Consider the following 18,196-nt stretch of genomic DNA (forward strand, 5'->3'; position numbering starts at 1 on the left):
TACAGCTGGATCAGGCAAGGGGCAAGCCCAGTAGACGAAACATCTACAGGATGGTAATCGAGATGAAACTAGTAGACGCATCATCTACAGGATAGTAGAAAAGATGAAGCTGGTAGCCGCATCATCTATGGGCTAGTAAACAAGATCAAGCTCAGTAGATCAAACACCTGTATAGAAAGATGCTTACTCTTGCGACAAGTGGTTCTTTTTTCAATCTAGCATAGATTTATTCGATGACTGTCAAAATGCAGCATAGTAAAAATTGATATTTCGTTTACATTCCCCGCATACGATGCACAAATTCACCTTTTATACTAAGGTCAGTTCTAGAAAGGCAATGGCTTGTATTGTTGAACGTTGCGAAGAAATAACATCCAATACGCCGAATCCAGCGTACCATCTGATCTGCATAAGGTGGTAGCGATACATACACGAGGGATGCACGATAGACGGAAAGGAGCACAACCCATGACTGAAATTACATTGCGCGGCGTCAGTAAAAGCTATGACGGCGTGCAGGCGTTGAATCCGGTGGATATGATCATCCCCGCTGGGAAATTTACTACATTGCTGGGGCCATCGGGCTGCGGCAAAACAACACTGCTACGATTGATCGCGGGACTGGAAACGCCAGATGGAGGTGAGATTCTGGTGGATGGACAGCCGGTATTCTCAGCTGCTGGTAAAGTGAATCTACCTCCTCATCGCCGTCAATTTGGTATGGTGTTTCAGGAATTTGCACTGTGGCCGCATCTGACGGTGTATGAAAATGTCGCCTTCAGTCTGAAAGCAAGCGGGCAAAAACGCAATATCCGCGAAAAGGTACAGCATGCACTGGAGCAGGTACGATTGACTGGTATGGAGCAGCGGCATCCGCATCAGCTGTCTGGCGGTCAGCAGCAGCGGGTCGCTTTTGCAAGGGCAATTGTGATGCAGCCGGGATTGATCTTATTTGATGAGCCGCTTAGTGCGCTGGATGCGTTGCTGCGTGACGATATGCGCAATGAGCTAATGAATCTGGTGCGAGAGCTGGGAATGACGGCGCTGTATGTGACGCATGACCAGACGGAGGCAATGTACATGTCGGACGAGATCATGGTGATGCAGTCAGGTCGTGTGCTGCAACATGGAACAGCGGAGCACATTTACCAAAAACCGCAGCATCCTTTTGTAGCGCGATTCATCGGTCGTTCCAACTGGCTAGAGCCGGAGCAAACGCTATTTCGCCCTGAGCATGGACGCTGGGCGCCGACAGGCGATAGTCATGAACAGGTCTATACGGTGATGGTGCAACGGGTCAGCTATATGGGTGACCGTTATGAGATTGAGGTAGATGCCGGTGAAGGAAGAATATGGACGGCGTATCATCAGGAGCGGATGATGGTCGGTGAATTGGCGCAGCTGCATATTGCAGAACAGCATATTCATCGGATACAGGATACGGCGGATGCTTCGTCCGCAATCTCGTCCATGAAAGACGTGCGCTTGTCTAGTAAGCAGCATATTTCCTAAACCATCCTATGGCAGTAACACAGCGAACCGATATTGAACAATCCAATGACAAGAAAGTGGAGCAATCTTCAAACAACCAAACGGCTTCATAACCAATCATTCAGTAATCGAGCAACCTATCTTATCAGTAACAATCAGCATAACTGGAATACCAAGTCTATCTATCCCAATGGGATCAACTCAGGAGGAATCAACGTATGAACTGGAATACCATGTGGAAAACAACAAGTATGCTCGCCATCACAACGATGCTCGGAACTGCATTGGCAGGCTGTGGTAATACGGCCAATACAACTACCAATGCGGCAGGTGGAGCAGCCAGCAGCAGTAACAATACGCTCGTCGTGTATAGTGCTGGACCAGAAGGGTTAGCGAAAAAGATCGAAGCAGGCTTTGAAGCGAAAACAGGCATTCAGGTTGAAATGTTCCAAGGCACAACCGGTAAAATTCTATCTCGCATGGAAGCGGAAAAATCCAAGCCTGTCGTCGACGTCGTTGTTCTCGCGTCCTTGCCTTCGATGCAGTCTATGAGCAAAGACGGGCTGACGCTGCCGTATCCAGAAGCCGCCAATCATGACAAGCTGGTCAAAGACTGGTCGGATGCGGACGGTAATTACTTCGGCTATAGCGCTTCTGCGCTCGGCATCGTTTACAACACCAAGCAGGTACAAACACCGCCCAAATCGTGGCAAGAGCTAGCAACTTCGCAATGGAAAGATAAAGTGAACATTCCTGATCCATCCCTGTCCGGTTCGGCGCTAGACTTCATTACTGGTTATCTGAGCGCTAACGGCGACAGCGGCTGGTCGCTGTTTGAGCAATACAAGCAAAATGGCGTCGCGATGGCTGGTGCCAATCAGGAAGCGCTTGATCCGGTCATTACAGGTGCCAAGGATGTAGTAGCGGCAGGCGTCGATTATATGGCATACAAAGCCAAAGCAGACGGCGAACCAGTCGATATTGTGTATCCGTCTGAAGGAACCGTCATCAGCCCGCGTCCAGCGGCGATTATCAAGACGACGCAGCATGAGCAGCAGGCGAAACAGTTTATTGATTACCTGCTGTCGGATGAAGCGCAGAAGATGGTTGCCGATGCATATCTGCTACCGGGACGTACCGATGTGAAGGCGGAGAATCGCGCCAATCTGTCCGAGATTCCGACGTATCCAGTGAAATGGGATTGGATGGACGAGCATGATGCTGAGGTGACGACACGTTTTACAGAGTTGTATAAATAAACAGGCTTTTGCTTAACAATAAAGGAGATAGCTCCATGACACATACTTCAGGGTATTGGTTTCAACGATGGAGTACGGTGGCAGCCTTTGTGCTGCTATCCGTGCTGATTGTTTGTCCGTTGCTGCTTATTTTCCGTACGGCAGTGGATCAGGATGGACAGTTGGATTGGCTGGCACCGTGGCGGATCATTACGAGCAGCAGTCTGGGCACGGTGATGTTCAACTCGCTATGGCTAGGTGTGCTGGTTATTGTATTAACGACGTTGTTGGCATTGCCGTTAGCATGGATTATGGCGCGCTCTGCACTGGGACGGATGCGCTGGCTGGATGTGGTGCTGCTGATTCCATTTATGACACCGCCGTATATCGGCTCAATGGGCTGGATGCTGTTTATGCAGAAAAATGGCTATATGGAGCAGCTGTTGCCGAATTCGGGTGCATGGACGCCTGCCTTTTTCAGTCTGGGTGGAATGGTGCTGATTATGAGTCTGCATCTGTTTCCCTTTTTATATTTGATTCTGCGTAATACGCTGCTACAAATTAGCGGTAGTACAGAGGAAGCGGCTGCCATTCATGGTGGTTCACCGGGGTATCGGTTTCGCCGGATTATTTTGCCGCTGCTGGTATCCAGCTATGTGATGGGGGCACTGTTGATCTTTGTCAAAACGATTGCTGAGTTCGGTACGCCTGCTACATTCGGACGACGGATTGGGTATTATGTGATGACCTCCGAAATTCATACCTACATATCTAGCTGGCCCATTGATTTTGGCAAAGCAACGGCGCTGGCATCGCTGCTGCTGAGTGCATGTCTGGTCATGTGGTATATCCAGAGCCTGCTCAGCAGTCGGTATTCGTATCGGTTGACCGGAGGCAAAGGCAGTCGCCGCAGCGGTTATCGTCTGAGCGGCTGGAAAGGTATAATAAGCTGGATGTATATTATCATGCTGCTCGTGCTGTCGATTGGGATTCCATATTTCTCGGTAATCACTGCCTCGCTACTAAAGCTACGCGGTGTCGGCATCGCAGCAGGCAACTGGACATTGTCGCATTATGCAGAGCTGCTACAGCCGGGTTCGGATAGCTTGCAGGCGCTGGTCAACAGCTTTACGCTATCGCTGGCAGCGTCTACGATTGCAGTGGTGATCGGTACATTCCTTGCACTCAAGGTGGATCGTAGCCGCCGTATCTCACAAAAGTGGATCGATCTGTTCAGCCTGATGCCGAATACGGTTCCCGGCATTGTGATTGTGGTCGGTTTGATTCTATTTTGGAACTCATCATGGATGCCGATTCCGCTGTACAATACATACGGGATGGTCGTGCTGACGTATGTGATTTTGTTTTTACCGTATACAGTGCAGTATGTCAAAGCGAATTATGGACAGATTGATTCGATTCTGCTGCAAGCCGGAGCGATGTCCGGTGGTCGTCCGATGTATGTATTCCGTCGTATCCTGCTGCCACTACTCGTACCGGGTATTATCGCTGGGTGGATGATGACATTTACTATTTCCAATCGTGAGCTGGTCGCGTCTTTGCTTATTCTCCCGCCGTCGATGCAGACGTCCGCCACGTATATTTTTGCCCAATTTGAACAGGGAGCGGTGTCGATGGGGATGGCAATGGCTGTTGTGTCGGTTGGCATCACGACGATCCTGCTCTTAATCTTGAATGCACTGCCTGTCGCTGGTGGCAAACAGCCTTGACGCTGGTATGCAGCTAACGATACTGGGCGGTGCGGGAGAACACGGTCGATCCAGCTATCTGCTCACTGCGGGGCAGGAGCATATCTTACTCGATTACGGTGTGAAAAAAGAAGACGGCGGACATTATCCGCTAGTGGATAATATGGAGCAAATGATCGCTGGATTACAGACGGTATTTCTATCACATGCTCATGAGGATCACTGTATCGCATTGCCGATTCTGTATCGACATGGGTATACCGGCGACGTATGGACGACGCGCGCGACGGTGCAGCAGTTGCCGTCTTATTTTCAAGCATGGAAACAGTATACCGATCAGCGACATGTGCAGCGACCATATGACGACGAGGATGAGCAAGCGATTCGGTATCGTTATATAGAGGATACGATGGAGCCCGGACAGTGGGGAGAATTGATGCCGGGAATGCAGGTGTGCTGGGGGCGTTCTGGTCATTTGCCCGGTTCGATCTGGCTGACGATTGGGTGGAAGGGGAAATATATATTCTTTTCCGGCGATTATACAGCAGAGTCACAGCTACTCCGTGCAGATCGCCCGATGTGTGTACCATATCCATCCCCTGTAGCGATCAGCTCTGTATCTACGTTAGCCATACAGTCCAAGCCGGCGATACAGTCTAAGGATAGTTATCTGATGCCTGATCTAGATTTGGCGATTATGGATGCGGCGTATGGCGATGATCCCGAGCGTCAGAGTGAGAAGCTGCATCTTTTGAAATCCCATATCGATGCAACGCTGAATCAAGGCGGTTCGGTATTGTTGCCTGTTCCTCTCTATGGTCGTGGACAAGAGCTGATGCTGTGGGTATATGAGCAATATCCACATGTAGCATTGCTGGTGGAAGCAACGCTACTACAAGGATTGAAGCAGCTACAATATAATTATGACTGGCTACATGATGGAGCGGTACAGCGTGTGCAGCAGATGCTACATAGTCGGCATCTTATGCTCATGTACGATGAACCATCCGCAGATATGTTGTATGCAGAGTATAGCGATCAGGGCAAAATCATTTTCACCCCAGATGGCATGCTGCAATCACCTATCGCGCGTCAGCATTATGAGCGGCTGTGTAGAGATGGACGGAACAAGGTTATTTTTACCGGGCATCTGGCAAAAGGATCATATGGGCAAAAGCTGCTAAACGAGGCGCATTTAGGTTCAAGTAATGTCCAGATGGAGCGAATCGGCTACAAGGTGCATCAGGGGTTGCCAGATGTGGAGCAAATGCTGCATGATCTACATGCTCCGCCGACTGTACTGGTTCATGCGCCGCAGCACCTAACGGATCGGCTGGCATTATATTTGCGACAACAGGGATTTGAGCAGGTGCATTCGCTATCGCCAGCGGATCAGTTGGAGTTTTAGTGAGTAATGAGACAATGTTCGGCGAATGTAAATATAATATATGAGCAGCATCCGTTATGCCTTGATGGCAAGCGGGTGTTTTTTTGTGCATTCATGGTTCTTCATCGAATAATTCATGATCGCCATATAGAGATTCTGTATAAAATTGACCGTCTGCCATAGAAAGGTTGATTCCCCGCTAATGCCCGTTTTATACACTAAACAGGTCAACAGCAATACCATTTCAACCAATAAGGGGAGATTGAACAGATGAACCTAGGAACGGGAAGCTGGAAAAAAGCAGTGGCAGTATGGATGAGTGGAACGATGCTGGCAGGAGCGTTTATCATGGTGCAGCCAGAGCATACGTATGCTGCTGCCAATCTGACACCAACGTATGAAGTGAAGTTTGTACTCGATCAGGATGTACTGAATGGGGATTACACACCGACAGCTGCATTGACTAGCGCATTTGCCCTGCCGTCCAAGCCACAAAAGATCGCGGTCGAGTATTTTGATACCAATGATCAGAAACTGAACGGCGAAGGTTGGAATGTTCGTTTGCGCAAAAAAGAAGACAAATCCAAATACGAAATCACCTACAAAAAGCGCTATGCTATCACCAACGGCGATATTGACGCTGCCTTGACTCAAGCAAACAAAGAAGGCTTTGACGCCAATGATACCAATTATGAGGCAGAAGTAGATTGGGGCTACGGTAAACAAACACTGAGTCTGTCCAACGACAAAGACAGCAAAACAACCGATACGGGCGCTGTATTGCCTTCGCAGAGCAAAGCGCTGGAACTGGTGCTGGATAAGCTGCCCGGTAAATTACAAAATTGGAAATCCTCCAATTGGGGCAAGGATCAGCTGAAAAACTCTCGCGCCTACGGCCCGGTTATTGCCAGCAAATATGAAGGCAGCTGGAACGGTGTAGATATTGATGTGGAAGTATGGCCCGTACGCAATGCCAGCGGTACAGGTACGGAGCCAGTAACCGAAATTTCGTTCAAAGCAGATTCGTATAGCGAAGCTAGCGTTAATCGTCAGCAATTGCTGAATGATTTGCAAGCGAAGGGCTGGTTGTTGCCGCAGGATTCCCTGAAAACACAGCTTGTACTGGATCGTTATTGAGAAAGGGATCCTATAACCAAATAAAATGATCAAAAAAGAAGTGCGCCGCAGAGACGCACTTCTTTTTGTGATGAATATAGTCAAGGGTAGTCTGTCTAACATGTTACCGACATTCCAGTTCATTCCAACTCTCCTGCCGGTAAGCTTGGTATACTTGCTTCTGTCGAATCTTGTTGCTACAGTGTTGCTACAAAATCAATACCCGCCGCGCTGCATATTGCTCATCGATGCAAAGAATGCTGCGCCAAAAATCGCGAAGAAAATGATGTACAGCACGATCCAGATCGCTGCCCACAGCAATGCTGCTTTGGCATAGTTCGATTTGGAGAGCGGTGTGCTGCTGCCGAATGCCCATACGAACAGCATAACGAGGTTGACGATCGGAATCGCCAGCAGTAGCAAGGTGATCATCCAATCCTTGACACTCAGTACACCAGCACGCGGATTGTAGCCGCCCGGTGGATAGTTGGAATCTGGAGGATAGTTCGGATTTTGTCCGGGTGTGAAGTCCGGATTTGGTTTGTTAAAATCCAATGTGTTGTTCCCCTTTCAAATATATGTAATTGGTGTGAAGCCTGTAAAAGCCCACGCTATCTTATACCCAGACACCAAGCTAACAACGCATGTATATGTAAAATGTTAAATTGGAACTATATTGTATACCAGATTTTCGTAAACACGCACGTTATACATACCACTAATACCACGTTAATAACAATGGAAGAGGAAATAAAAAGGGATGTTTAGCAAGCAGAAGACATTCCTGCTCAATTTCATTCTTGGGGTGAAATGATGCTTCTATGATAAAGGGAAACGCAAAACGGGGTGATTTATCATCCTGTCTTGAAATGGATAAAGAAATACGATACGCTATACATATAGATAAAACCGAGTTAAACGATCAGAATTAAATAAAATGCTATCATTTTTATGTACAAAGCTATTGCAAGTTACTAAAAGTATCTTTATAATGAGATTTATTCAAAGGTTAGCTTGCGAAACTTTCAAAAACATCTTTCATGGTTAATGAAATAGAATCATGATGATATTCACTAGCTATCGTAATGAACAATCGAATAGAGATCTTCGGGGTAAGGTGAAATTCCTAACCGGCGGTAAATGTTGACGATGTCGACAGCAGCCCGCGACTCACTGTTCCATTTGGAGCAGTTGACTGATCTGGTGCAATTCCAGAGCCGACGGTAAAGTCCGGATGGGAGAAGATCAACACATAAACCTGTACGGGTGTGTTTGTCGATGCGTTGCATGGGCATACCATATCCACATGTTTATTTGATCAGCCCCTGAATGTCGGTTCCCGATGCTCAGGGGCTTTCCGTATTAGATCGCCTATTCAAATTCTAATCATACTAAGGAGTTTGAATCATGGAAAATGTCAACTATCGGTTTCAATCGGCTACTGAAACGAAGCAGCGTCATGTCAAAAGCGGCTTCTGGCTCGTCTTTATCGGGGCAGCACTATGGGGTGTCGATCCGCTGTTCCGCATTATTTTGCTGGAGTCATTCACATCTACTCAGATCGTTCTGTTGGAGCATCTGGTAGCATTCCTCGCCGCCGCTCCGATTTTGTGGATTAACCGTCACGAGCTGCGCGGTCTAAAATGGCAGCATGTCGGCGCTCTGCTGTTCCTGTCATGGGGTGGCTCGGCGATTGCCACTGTCCTGTTCACAATGGGCTTATCGCATGGTGATCTGAACGCCGTCTTATTATTGCAAAAGCTGCAACCATTATTCGCTATCATTCTGGCGCGTCTACTGCTCAAAGAAACATTGCCACGCGGCTTCGGCTGGCTATTCATTCTGGCACTGGGCGGTACGTACCTGCTGACATTTGGCTTTGCCATTCCAATCGGTCATTTCAATGATTTTGCACAAGTTGGTTCCCTGCTCGCACTCGGCGCTGCTGCATTATGGGGCGGCTCTACTGTGATGGGTCGTCTCATGGTCGGCAAAATGAAATACGAAACCGTCACATCGCTGCGCTTCATCTTAGCAATTCCATTGCTGCTGGTCCTGACCCTGAACGAAAATGCAGCTTGGAGCCTGCCCGCAGGTGCGATTCCCGTCCTGCTCGTGATTGTAAACTTGGTCGGTCAAGCCCTATTACCGGGACTGCTCAGCCTGCTCATGTATTACAAAGGTCTGTCTACAACCAAAGCATCCGTAGCAACTTTGGCAGAACTCAGCTTCCCAATGGTCGGCGTCCTCATCAACTGGATCGTCTACCACCAAGTCGTCACATGGTCCCAACTGCTAGGCTTCATCCTAATCTGGGGCGTCCTATTCGCCATCTCCAAACAACAACAACCAACCCAAGCCAAAGACCCCGTTCCCGCAACATCATAAAGCAATCCCATAACCATAACCATCCTTTCCACACAAAAAGCTGCACACCCCCAACCGGGTTCGTGCAGCTTTTTTACTATATTCACATACATTTAAGATCTTGAACTTAATAGATTAAAGCTTAGTAATGATACACTGTAACCCCTAAGAGTTAAATTTTAGTTTCAATACTTTAGGCTAACGAAATTTGGCTTTTTGATGATTAGTAGGAATAGATTGTTGTTACAGGGGAAGTATATCTAGAATAGGTCAAGACCTCAAGATCTCGACCCACCCCTGCTACCCCAACCCAACGATTTTAATTCCGTGCCGCTCCAACCTCCATATTAAATTGCAAGCACGGAACGGAGGAAAGGAAATAAGGGAAAAGGACGACTTTGGAGGGGCGGGAATCTGCATTCCTTCCAATTCCAAAGATTCCCGCGGCTCCACCGGAGTCCGTTCCCTTATTCCTTTCCGCAGTGGTCTAAGCTTCAAAGCAATAGTCAAAAAAGCCCCCTCGCAGGAATTAAAACTCACCCCAAAAATTAAAATCGACTCACATCAAAAAAATCAATTTCCCCATATCCATTCCCTTTGCTAAACCGAACGGTATGATTCCCCGCACTCAACTGTAACAGCTGCGTGGATAATCCCCAGTTTTCCCAACCTTTATTCGTAATGAAGAAGTCCGTTGCCGCACCGCCATCCACGGACAAACGCAGGGTTGACCAGTCCAGCCCACTTGTACCGTTAGCTGTGCGTGCAGAGAGCAGATATGTGCCACTGGTTGGTACTGTAATCGTGTACTGTGCGTAGCTGTCCGCAAGGTCAATATGTCCAGCTTTGGAGCCGCCAGAGCCAGTAGGGCTGGCTGAAGCATACGCACCGCCGCCAAAGGTAGCACTTTCGCCTTCATACCGTGTGCGCTGTGGTTCGCCGCTCGGTAAAGCGATCGGTTGATTAGGGGCGACCGGCTTGCCAAAGGATGGCGTTCCATCGGCTAGCCATTGAAAAGGCTGCGCCCGTACTTCGCGATTCCAGCCCGCTCCGTCATATTTAGCAGAATGGTAAATGATCCAGCTTTCCTTGCCATCTGGCGAAGTCGTAAATGAAGCATGACCCGGACCAAAGATTCCATTGCCAGAAGAGAAGACCGGCTGATTGCGTTTGCTCCACGAAGCGGTATTGAGCAGATCGGCGGTAGTGTTGGCAGTGATCAGACCGAGTGAATAGTCATTGGTCCAACTGCCGCTAGCGGAGTAGAGCAGATTGATCGTATTGCCGCGAATAACCACTTGTGGACCCTCGTTGACGGTCGGCTGATGATTCGTTTCCCATGCGTATTGCGGATGACTGATTTCTACACGCTGGGAGCTGATTGTCCACGGATTGCTCAGCTTGGCGATATACAGTCGTTGGCTAACATTGTCACTGCCCTCCCAGCCGGACCAGATTGTGTACAGCTGACTACCCACTTGAAAGACAGTGCCGTCGATTGCCCAGCGATTGGTGGAATCGGTTAGCTGTCCCCGGTTGATCCAGTTGCCCTGCATCGGATCGGCAGATGTGTTTTGCAGCACATACATACGGTGATTGGCATTGTCGCCATCATCCTGTGCGTAGTAGATGTACCATGCTCCATTTAGATAATGAATTTCCGGTGCCCAGACGCCCTGACCTGTAACTGGAATTTCGCGTTTTTGTCCAGCATCGACGCCAGTGATGGTTGGCGATTTCCAGATGGTCACGTTATTGCCCGTCGTTTTGGTAAAATAATAAAACCCATCGGTATGCCGGTACATCCACGGGTCCGCGCCATCCTGTACAATAACGGGGTAAAACTGATTCGTCACGCTTGCTGCATGGGCATCGCTATTCAACTGTGGCAAACCCATACTGCCTATTAACAGAAATCCGCACAGCAACATCAGCAAACCTCCTTTTCTTATCCGTCGGTATGATTTACGATAAAATGCGTGCATAGATCAGACTCCCTTCGCGATTTTGTAAAACGCTTACATGTAGACTGTACAGCAGCGGAGAGGGCGGAAACAGGACATAATTTTGGAACGATGGACAATCTCTTGGACATTTGCAAAGAACGGGCGTCAACGCGTTTGGATGTCTATACTTTGCGGCTATGATTCGTATATGGTAGGGGATAAGAAGAGTGCTTTTTGGAAAGGCGAATTGAACAGTCAAGGCTACAGCTGTGTAGCTGGATCATATGTGTCTAATAATGGATGCTTGTGCACAATAGTTTGATCACAGGGGTGAAGCAGGATGGAATCGCCGAAAATGAATACACAGGAACACAGTGTCAACGATCTGCATCGGGATCATCCTAAAATCAAATGGATTCGCGCCGCGGTTGTACTCCTGCTGCTAGCGCTGATTGCTGGTGGGATTAGTCTCCTGCAATCGGTGCGCCGAGATGCTGTGCCGATTGGCGGGGATGTACAGCAGCCAGCGATCGGTGATGCGGCGGAGCCAATACAGATCACCTTTTGGACGCCGTTTAGCGGCGGAGATATTTCGTTTATGAATGAGCTGGTTCGTCAATATAACGAGCAGAATACCGATCATATTATCGTCAATATGAAAAACAACAAGCTAGACGATTATTATACGAAGCTGTCCACCTCGATTGTAACGGAGGAAGCACCGGATGTGGCGATCCTACACGCGTCGATGTATGCGCAGTATATCAATGCAGGTTTTATTAGCAACATCGACGGATGGATGGCAGCACAGCAGGTGGATTGGTCTACTTTTAACCAAGGTGTGCTATCCAAAACGATGAAAAACGGTCGTCATTATGGATTGCCGCTGGATACGCATTTTAGCGTGTTATATTACAACAAAAAATGGCTTGCAGAAGCCGGATTGTACCGGGATGGTAAGGTGCTGCTGCAACCGGGCGAACAGGGCTTTATGGATTTTCTGCAAACGCTACAGCGTCATGTGCCGAAGGATGTCGCGCCACTCGCCGTACCGAATGTACGCATTGATTCGCTCTGGTTATGGTGGTCGCTATACGCCCAGATGAAGGACGGGGGCAAGCTGTATACGGCGGACGGACATGCTGCCGGTGTCAATATGCCAGCGGCGCGGCGCTCATTGGAGTTGGTTGCTTCCATGTATGATCGTCGTCTGATTCCACCGGATATTAACAATGCGACCAGTCAATTTGCCAATGGGCATGCGGCGCTGCTGTTTCTCGGTGTGTGGTCGGTCGGTTCGTTGGAGGAAGTGAAAGGGTTGGATTTTGGAGTGATGCCCTTTCCGCAAATTTATGATCATCCGGGTTCGTGGGGAGACGGGCATACGCTCGCTTTTCCTGCACATGCGACGGCTGATCCGCGCAAGCAGGAGGCGGCAGTGAAGTTCGCTGACTGGCTCACGTCGCATGGAGCAGGTTGGGGTAAGGCAGGGCATGTACCTGCGGTCAAGTCACAAGCGCAGTCGGATGCGTATCTATCGCTGCCTTATCGGCGTGAATATGTACAGGGTGCGGAGGAAGTGGAATTTTTCCCAGAGCATCGCCGACAGAGTGAGGTTAGTGATGCACTGGTGAACGAACTGGAAAAGATCTGGTACGGCAGACAGACGGTGGATCAGATGCTGAATCGGCTGGAGCCGCTGATCAACCAGATCGTGAGGGAATAGATGATGAAATTATGGATAACAGGTGTTGTAGCACGCTGGAAAAATATGCGGCTGGTGCATCGGCTCATTTTGATGAATACGGCGCTCATCTCAATTCCGCTTATCATTTCGTCATGGATTAGTAGTGTTGGCTATTCCAATTCGATGCAGGATAATGTGGGACGGTATCAGGCAGATGTGGTGCGTGAATTTAGCGCTAATCTGGATGCGTTCACAAATGAGATGGTGCTGCTATCGGTGATGCCGTATCAATCGCCGGACTTGCTGGATTATTTGGAAAAGGGAGCTGCCAATGGTGGTACTGGGGATCGCTATGCAGATCGGCAACTGCTGGAAAGCTTCGTGCGTCGTATCCTCGTAAATGGTCGAGTCGATGTGATTGGCGTCTCGCTGCTGGCAGATCATGCGGCATCGTATGTGGAGCTGCCGGACAGCCCGGGACGTTTTGGTGAAGCAACGGATGTAGATCGGGTGCTGCCGCAAGGAGCCGAGATTTCGGGTAAAGGGTATTTTGCCGCTCCGCATGAATTGGTATCGGACAATGGCTCGTCGTACGAGGTGTTTTCGATGATTCGGCAGCTACGCAGTCTGGACAATGGCAGTGTGCTAGGGACGTTGGTCATCGACGTACCTGCTGATTCACTTGTACAGCGTATTCGTAAGCTGGAAAGCTCGCGCTCGTCATCTTTTGCCTTGCTTGATCAGAATGGCGGATTTGTATATCGCAGCGGCTCCTTTGCTCTATCGCATGATACGGTGTCCGCCTATCGCGGAGAAGGAACCTTTACATTGGACAATCACGGCAGCCCGGTGCTGCTGACGTATCAGACGTCACCGATTACGGGCTGGACGGTGTTGCAGGCAGTGCCATTGTCGGTCTTGCTGCATGATGCGAATCAGATCAATCGGCAGATTCTATTGCTGGGTGGGGTTGGTCTGTTGTTGTCGGTGCTGCTGTCGATCATCCATTCCATGCGGATTACCCGCCCATTAAGTCGATTACAGCAAACGATGAAGCTGGTAGAGCGCGGGCAATTCAATGTATCGCTGCCTGTACAGCAGCTGGATGAGATTGGGCATGTGAGCCGAGCGTTCAATATGATGGTATCGCGGCTTGGTCGCTTAACCTCAAGACTGGTGGAAACGGAAATTCGGGAAAAGAATGCTCGTATTGCTTCTCTACAAAGTCAGATCAATCCGCATTTTCTGTACAATACGCTTGGTTCCATCAGTATGCACGCCGAGTTGGCGGATCATCGGGAAATTGTTCATATGACTGGTCATTTGAGTGCGCTGCTGCGATATAGTATCGGCGGCGATCAGACCGAGGTGACGGTGAAGCAGGAGCTGGAGCATGTGTGTGGTTATTTAGCGATTCAGCATATCCGATATGACGAGCGACTGAGTTATAGCATCCAAGCGGAGGATGCGTTGCTGGATTGTCCCATTATTCGGCTGACGCTACAGCCGCTAGTAGAGAATGCGATTGTACATGGCTTAGAGCGCGGGCGAGGTGAGGTACAGATAGCTATTACCGTGCAGCCTGATCCACAGGGCGTATGTATTGCCGTTTGTGATAATGGACCGGGAATGGAGCCGGAGCAAATGGAAGCCCAATTGCAGCGTATGAATGAAGGGCAGCTGCCAGAGGGACCGGGGGGTCATGGGCTGGTCAATGTACATCGGCGTATTGTGCTAAAGTATGGCTCTGCCTACGGTATTCGACTTCGTCATCGGGAAAGTGGGGGACTGGAGGTGCGGGTGCTTTTACCAGAAGCTGCATCGTCTGACAACACAGCATCAGTCGGAGCGTTATCGGATGGTACCACATTCGTATCAACCAAAGCATCATCTACGTCATGTGTTACGTCGGCATCCTCTTAGCCATTGGCTGTGATAGCTGTAACAGCTGTGTATCAACTCTATCTAATCGTTTTCTAACATGCCTGCCCTAATACTAGATGTCGATCTACAATGTACTACACCATAGCGGGATGAATATAGATGCAGATTGCATGAGGATAAGAAAGAAAGATGGGACTATACGAGAGCAATAGGACGAAGGGAGAGAGTGGAGAATATGTCCAAGCATCAAGTGCTGGTTGTGGATGATGAATTGATTTTTCGCAAAGGATTGACACATGTGATTAACGGCTTCGATCTGGACTGGGAAGTATGCGGCGAAGCGAAGGATGGCTTGGAGGCGCTGGAAATGATTCGTCATCTACAGCCTCAGCTGATCATTACCGATATTCGTATGCCGCAAATGGACGGTGTACAGCTACAGGCGGCGGTGGCAGATCAATATCCGGGTATTAGCTGTATCGTGCTGAGCGGATATGATGATTTTGAATATGCGCGTAGTTCGATTCGCAGTGGTGCGCGGGATTATTTACTCAAGCCCGTGCAAAAGGATGAGCTACAAGCGGCGCTGTTGCGGGTGAGTGAGGAATTGGCAGATCGTGCTGCGGAGCAGGCTGCTGAGGATATGAGTGAGCAGCATTTGCGTGTACAGCTGTTGTCTGGGCTGGTGCATGGACATATGGCGTATGATGCGGCAGAGCTGCTGGAGGATGCGGGCTTGTCGTTTACAGCAGGAAAAGGCATATATTGTTTAATTGCCCAGCTGGATCGCGGCTCGATTGCGGAGCAGCGGTATCATCAAAATGATCCTGAGCTGTTTTTGCTGTATATTCAGCAGTTTATGCGAGAGGTTGTATTAGAGGAGCTGCATGGATACACCTTTATGGAGCAGGGCAAGGTGGTTGCGCTTGTGCAGATGGATATGGGAGCAGTAAGTGAAGCTCAATTGACGACGCTGTGTGATCGACTGGTTCGTACGATCCGGCGTGTATCCAAATTGACGATTACGATCGGCATCGGTCGCGGTGCTGCTGAGCTAGAAGGGGTTCCTCGTTCCTATCGGGAAGCCGAGGTGGCATTGTTGTATCGACTGACTGCAGGCGGGGATCGGGTGCTATCGTATCAGTCGCAGGCTACGGCAGACGAGCAGGAGCATCCGGTGCGTTTGCCCTCTGCTGACCGACATACATTGGAGCAATTGCTCGGACGTACGCATGAACATGAGCTGCATGAGCAGGTACAGCAGCTAGTCGAGCGTCTTTGTCATCAGCTACGCCGACCAGAAATGATCCAGCAGCAGGTATGTAGAATCATTATGGAGAGCTATGAGATTGCGCTGGATTATGGAGTGGCAGAGTCTTGGTTGAATGATAGCGATATTGGCATTGTATTGCAGCAGGTGCTGACGATCAATGACCGTCGCGAGCTGGCGGATTATTGCAGCCGTCGTCTGCATGAGCTGTATATGCTGCTGCGTGGGCGCGAGAATCAGGCAACTCATGCGGTAGATCGAGCCGTACAGTATATGGAGCAGCATTATGCTGAGCATATTACATTGGGACTGATGGCAGAGCAGGTGTACCTAAATGCCTCGTATCTGAGCAGCCTATTCAAAAGCCGATTGGGACAATCCTTTGTCGAGGTGCTGACAGGAATTCGTATCCGTGAAGCTGCACGCCGATTGGCACAGAGCGATGAGAAGGTCGTCAGTATCGCCGTCGCAACGGGCTTCGTCAACATCCGGCATTTTAACCGTGTATTCAAGACGGAGATGGAAGTAACGCCGAAGCAGTACCGTGACCGAATGCGCAGCTTCGCCAGCCCGCATGAAGAAAAAGGGGGAAGTCGAAGTGTATAACGATACCGTGCTGTAGCGCGGTTCCAAATATATGTCCATACAATCGAAAGAAGCGTCATGGTGGGCAGCCTGCCTGTCGGATAAGATGTGAAATGTAAGCGTTATCTCAAGAGCGCCAGACGCCTACCTAGGCAAGCGCGATAACGAACTGTATTCACATTAACGACAGGGAGGCTTTTTGTATGAATAGTAAACTAACGATTCGCACGGCGTTCTTACTGCTTGCGGCTATGCTGGTATTATCTGCGTGTGCAGGCGGTACACAGCCGTCAGGCAGCACTGAAGGCGGACAGAGCGGTGGCAAAACATCGATTACCTTCTGGACTCCATTTAGCGGTGGTGATGGTGAATTTATGACCGCTATGATTGAGAAATTCAATGCCGAGAATCAAAATATTCATGTGGAGCAATTGAGTAACCGGGCAGAGGATTATTACACCAAGCTGCAAACCTCACTTGCATCGGATCAGGCACCGGATTTGGCAGTTCTGCACTCCTCGCGTATGCCGCAATTTGTACCTGCTGGATATGTGAATGAACTGGACGGATTGGCTTCAGCAGCAGGGGTGAAATGGGACGATTTTAATCCAACGATTCTAGATTCCACCATTTACGACAGCAAGCATTATTCGATTCCGCTGGATACGCACGCGATCGTCATGTACTACAACAAAAAGTACTTAGAGCAGGCAGGCGTATTGAAGGATGGACAGCCGGACTTCGATAAGTCGCCAGAAGGCTTCACCGAATTTCTAACCAAAATTAAGGATGCCGTGCCATCCGATGTAGCACCACTGGCTCAGCCGAACACGAAGATTGACTCGTACTGGATGTTCTGGGGCTTTTACAATCAGTTGAACGATGGCGGCAAATTCTATAATGCGGATGGCAAAGCTGAGCTGAACAATCCGCAGGCACTGGAAGCGCTGAATTATGTGAATAGTCTCTATACATCCAAGCTGATTCCGCCGAATATCAACGATGCGGTCAAGCTATTCCAAGATCAGAAGGCAGCGGTTGTCATTACTGGCGTATGGAGTACGGGTGCATTTGAGAATATTAAGGATCTAGACTTTGGCGTGGTGCCATTCCCGCAAATCTATGATCAACCGGCAACATGGGGCGATTCTCACACCCTTGTACTGCCGAAGCATAGCAAAGAAGACAGCGCTAAGCAGCAAGCGGCACTCACCTTCGCCAACTGGCTTGCCGAGCATGGGGACATGTGGGCAAAAGCAGGTCATATCCCAAGTGTTACGCGTGTCGTAGATTCTCAGGAATTCAAGGATATGCCGTATCGCAGTGACTATGCCGCTTCTGCCGATTTCGTCAAATACTGGCCACGCAATGCCAAACAGGGTCAAGTCAACGACAATGTGGTCAAGGAATTCGAGAAAATGATGGCTGGACAGCAGGATGCTGCAACCACGCTAGAAAAATCCGATATCTCCACCGACAAAATCGTTGGCAAATAACCGAGAAGTCTTGGATTCAA

Annotated in this window: 12 protein-coding genes and 1 riboswitch; of the genes, 10 read left to right on the forward strand and 2 right to left on the reverse strand. The window is 49.2% G+C overall.

The window, feature by feature from the left end; all coding sequences use genetic code 11:
* Nucleotides 1-468: 468 nt before the first annotated feature.
* The 5 genes from ABXR35_RS03275 (at nucleotide 469) to ABXR35_RS03295 (ending at nucleotide 6,962) form a co-directional block, all read left to right on the forward strand.
* The gene (locus ABXR35_RS03275; RefSeq protein ID WP_367055368.1) at nucleotides 469-1,512 is read left to right on the forward strand and encodes an ABC transporter ATP-binding protein; all 1,044 of its coding nucleotides are present in this window, start codon (nucleotides 469-471) and stop codon (nucleotides 1,510-1,512) included.
* Nucleotides 1,513-1,709: 197 nt separating this feature from the next.
* The gene (locus ABXR35_RS03280) at nucleotides 1,710-2,750 is read left to right on the forward strand and encodes an ABC transporter substrate-binding protein (RefSeq protein WP_367055371.1); all 1,041 of its coding nucleotides are present in this window, start codon (nucleotides 1,710-1,712) and stop codon (nucleotides 2,748-2,750) included.
* 35 nt (nucleotides 2,751-2,785) lie between these two features.
* A complete protein-coding gene (locus ABXR35_RS03285) occupies nucleotides 2,786-4,459 on the forward strand; it encodes an ABC transporter permease (RefSeq protein WP_367055374.1) in 1,674 nt (557 codons plus the stop codon).
* 7 nt (nucleotides 4,460-4,466) lie between these two features.
* Nucleotides 4,467-5,846 carry an MBL fold metallo-hydrolase gene (locus tag ABXR35_RS03290; protein WP_367055377.1) on the forward strand — a complete coding sequence of 460 codons (1,380 nt, stop codon included), beginning with the start codon at nucleotides 4,467-4,469 and terminating at the stop codon, nucleotides 5,844-5,846.
* Nucleotides 5,847-6,095: 249 nt separating this feature from the next.
* Nucleotides 6,096-6,962: a CYTH domain-containing protein gene (locus ABXR35_RS03295; RefSeq protein WP_367055380.1), complete on the forward strand. Its 867-nt coding sequence runs from the start codon at nucleotides 6,096-6,098 to the stop codon at nucleotides 6,960-6,962.
* Between the two features lie 195 nt (nucleotides 6,963-7,157).
* Here the strand turns inward: ABXR35_RS03295 and ABXR35_RS03300 are convergent, their stop codons facing one another.
* The gene (locus ABXR35_RS03300) at nucleotides 7,158-7,496 is read right to left on the reverse strand and encodes a hypothetical protein (protein WP_436669318.1); all 339 of its coding nucleotides are present in this window, start codon (nucleotides 7,494-7,496) and stop codon (nucleotides 7,158-7,160) included.
* A 544-nt stretch (nucleotides 7,497-8,040) separates the two neighbouring features.
* Nucleotides 8,041-8,191, forward strand: a riboswitch (FMN riboswitch).
* A 157-nt stretch (nucleotides 8,192-8,348) separates the two neighbouring features.
* Here ABXR35_RS03300 and ABXR35_RS03305 point away from each other — a divergent pair.
* On the forward strand, nucleotides 8,349-9,329 hold the full coding sequence (locus tag ABXR35_RS03305) for a DMT family transporter (RefSeq protein WP_367055383.1): 981 nt from the start codon (nucleotides 8,349-8,351) through the stop codon (nucleotides 9,327-9,329).
* A 527-nt stretch (nucleotides 9,330-9,856) separates the two neighbouring features.
* Here the strand turns inward: ABXR35_RS03305 and ABXR35_RS03310 are convergent.
* Nucleotides 9,857-11,239, reverse strand: coding sequence for a family 43 glycosylhydrolase (locus ABXR35_RS03310; RefSeq protein WP_367055386.1), 1,383 nt, complete (start codon nucleotides 11,237-11,239; stop codon nucleotides 9,857-9,859).
* 355 nt (nucleotides 11,240-11,594) lie between these two features.
* On the opposite strand from ABXR35_RS03310, the gene ABXR35_RS03315 reads away from it, so the two are divergent.
* The 4 genes from ABXR35_RS03315 (at nucleotide 11,595) to ABXR35_RS03330 (ending at nucleotide 18,176) form a co-directional block, all read left to right on the forward strand.
* The gene (locus ABXR35_RS03315) at nucleotides 11,595-12,980 is read left to right on the forward strand and encodes an extracellular solute-binding protein (protein WP_367055389.1); all 1,386 of its coding nucleotides are present in this window, start codon (nucleotides 11,595-11,597) and stop codon (nucleotides 12,978-12,980) included.
* Nucleotides 12,981-14,864 carry a cache domain-containing sensor histidine kinase gene (locus ABXR35_RS03320; protein WP_367055392.1) on the forward strand — a complete coding sequence of 628 codons (1,884 nt, stop codon included), beginning with the start codon at nucleotides 12,981-12,983 and terminating at the stop codon, nucleotides 14,862-14,864.
* A gap of 196 nt (nucleotides 14,865-15,060) precedes the next feature.
* Nucleotides 15,061-16,701, forward strand: coding sequence for a response regulator (locus ABXR35_RS03325; RefSeq protein WP_367055395.1), 1,641 nt, complete (start codon nucleotides 15,061-15,063; stop codon nucleotides 16,699-16,701).
* 182 nt (nucleotides 16,702-16,883) lie between these two features.
* Nucleotides 16,884-18,176 (forward strand): ABC transporter substrate-binding protein, encoded by a 1,293-nt coding sequence (locus ABXR35_RS03330; protein ID WP_367055398.1) that lies wholly within the window; start codon nucleotides 16,884-16,886, stop codon nucleotides 18,174-18,176.
* Nucleotides 18,177-18,196: the final 20 nt, after the last annotated feature.

Origin of the sequence: Paenibacillus sp. JQZ6Y-1, assembly GCF_040719145.1 — a bacterium.
In the GTDB taxonomy this organism is placed as follows: domain Bacteria; phylum Bacillota; class Bacilli; order Paenibacillales; family Paenibacillaceae; genus Saccharibacillus; species Saccharibacillus kandeliae.